The organism is Janthinobacterium fluminis (assembly GCF_028595325.1).
GTDB lineage: Bacteria > Pseudomonadota > Gammaproteobacteria > Burkholderiales > Burkholderiaceae_D > Janthinobacterium > Janthinobacterium fluminis.
On record NZ_JAQQXR010000033.1, the window covers coordinates 1 to 1,637 of the forward strand.

A 1,637-nucleotide genomic window follows, 5' to 3' on the forward strand; every position below is an offset into this window, starting at 1 on the left:
CACGGCGATCGACTCCGTCAGCGAGAACGACTCCGGCGACACGAAGCCCTGGAAGGACGCGAACATCGCCCCGGCCACGCCGCCGAACGAGGCGCCCATCGAGAACGCCAGCAGCTTGACGTTGCGCGTGTTGATGCCCATCGCCTTGGCGGCGATTTCGTCTTCGCGGATCGCCACCCAGGCGCGCCCCAGGCGCGAGTGCTGCAGCCGCGTCGTCACGAAGACGATCGCGATGCACAGGAACAGGAACAGGAAGTAATACGCGTTCACCGACGGCATCGAGAAGCCGCCCACCACCACGGTGGCCTTCGAGCCGGCCTCGCCGCCCAGCGACACGCCGAAGATGCGGATCGGGTCGATCAGGTTGATGCCCTGCGGGCCGTTGGTGAAGTTGATCGGCTCGTTCAAATTGTTCATGAAGATGCGGATGATCTCGCCGAAGCCCAGCGTCACGATGGCCAGGTAGTCGCCGCGCAGCTTCAGCGTCGGCGCGCCGAGGATGGCGCCGAACAGGCCGGCCAGCGCCGCCGCCAGCGGCACGATCAGCCACACCGACAAATGGATGCCGTTGGCGCGGATGTCCTCGCCCAGCAGCGCCACCAGCGAGTCGCCCAGCAGCGGGTACTGGTTGACGATCGATTCCAGCAGGGCCGCGAATTGCGGCGAGGCCAGCAGGCCCGTCATGTAGGCGCCCACCGCGTAGAAGGCGATGTAGCCCAAGTCCAGCAGGCCGGCGAAGCCGACCACGATGTTCAGGCCCAGCGCCAGCATGATGTAGAGCAGCGCGATGTCGATGATGCGCACCCACGAGTTGCCGAACTGCGCGGCGAAGAAGGGGAAGATGAGCAGGCCCAGCAGAATCACGCCCATGCTGGTGTAGGCCTTGCCCGGATTGTGTTTGACGTCGAAGTCGAAGAAACTAGCCATGATATTTTCCTGTCTGAATCTTAGGCGCGGTCGGCCACGCGTTCACCCATGATGCCGGACGGCCGGATCGTGAGGACGATGATGAGGACCACGAAAGCGAAGATGTCCTGGTAGTGGCTGCCGAGGAAGCCGCCGGTGACGTCGCCGATGTAGCCGGCGCCCAGGCTTTCGATAATGCCCAGCACGATGCCGCCTATCATGGCGCCGTAGATGTTGCCGATGCCGCCCAGCACCGCGGCCGAGAAGGCCTTCAGGCCCGGCACGAAGCCCATCGCGAACTGGATCGACGAATAGTTCGCCCCCCACATCACGCCGGCCACGGCGGCCAGCGCCGCGCCGATGGCGAAGGTGGCGACGATGACGCGGTTCGAGTCCACGCCCATCAGCCCGGCCACGCGGGGGTTTTCCGCCGTGGCGCGCATGGCCCGGCCCATCTTGGTTTTTTCCACCAGCAGCACCAGCGCGCCCATCGACGCGGCCGCCAGCACCAGCAGCAGCACCTGGGTTTGCGAGATCAGCGCGCCGCCCAGCATGATAGGCTCGGACGACAGCAGTTGCGGGAAGGGCAGCGGATTGCGGCCCCAGATCATCATCGCGAACGTCTGCAACAGGATCGACACGCCGATGGCGGTGATCAAGGGCGCCAATCGGGGCGCGTTGCGCAGCCGCCGGTAGGCGACCCGCTCGATGACGATATTGACCAGCATGCA

General features: G+C 65.4%; 2 protein-coding genes. Both read right to left on the reverse strand.

The features are described from left to right. Positions 1-927, reverse strand: a 927-nt coding sequence (locus OIK44_RS25630) for an ABC transporter permease subunit (RefSeq protein WP_273675082.1), incomplete at its 3' end; no start/stop codon positions are given. A 20-nt stretch (positions 928-947) separates the two neighbouring features. Continuing rightward, a partial coding sequence (locus OIK44_RS25635; RefSeq protein WP_273675084.1) for a branched-chain amino acid ABC transporter permease occupies positions 948-1,637 on the reverse strand: 690 nt, incomplete at its 5' end.